The sequence below is a fragment of the Ensifer sp. MJa1 genome (genome assembly GCF_037026475.1).
Classification (GTDB): Bacteria; Pseudomonadota; Alphaproteobacteria; order Rhizobiales; family Rhizobiaceae; genus Ensifer.
The window spans coordinates 1-354 of the sequence record NZ_JAKUMO010000073.1 but is presented as its reverse complement, the minus strand read 5'-3'; the positions used below and the strand labels follow the sequence as shown (position 1 = coordinate 354).

Sequence of the window (354 nt, the reverse complement as noted above, 5' to 3'; positions counted from 1 at the left end):
GTTGCGGGGGCAGGATTTGAACCTGCGGCCTTCAGGTTATGAGCCTGACGAGCTACCGGGCTGCTCCACCCCGCGTCCAGCGCAAATCCCTTTGGGATTTGTCGCGACCGCATAAACCGCTTGCGGTTTATGCTTTAACCGGTCCGGGTTTTGCGTGAGCAAAATCCCGTTGTTTGTCTGATGTCATCTATCTTCAGTCTAGCAAAACAAAAGGGCCGCTTGAGGGCGGCCCGGTGTTCGGCAGGGCCGAGGGATGAAGAGAAGGTGATCTTTGTTTTCCGGTGTTTTCTCTTGCGTTTTGCAGACCTGGCAGCGACCTACTCTCCCGCGTCTTAAGACGAAGTACCATCGGCG

1 tRNA gene is annotated in these 354 nt (G+C 55.6%); it reads right to left on the bottom strand.

Annotation, left to right across the window (positions count from 1 at the left end):
• Window position 1 precedes the first annotated feature (1 nt).
• Window positions 2–75 (bottom strand) — tRNA-Met (locus tag MKZ91_RS31555).
• Window positions 76–354 lie beyond the last annotated feature (279 nt).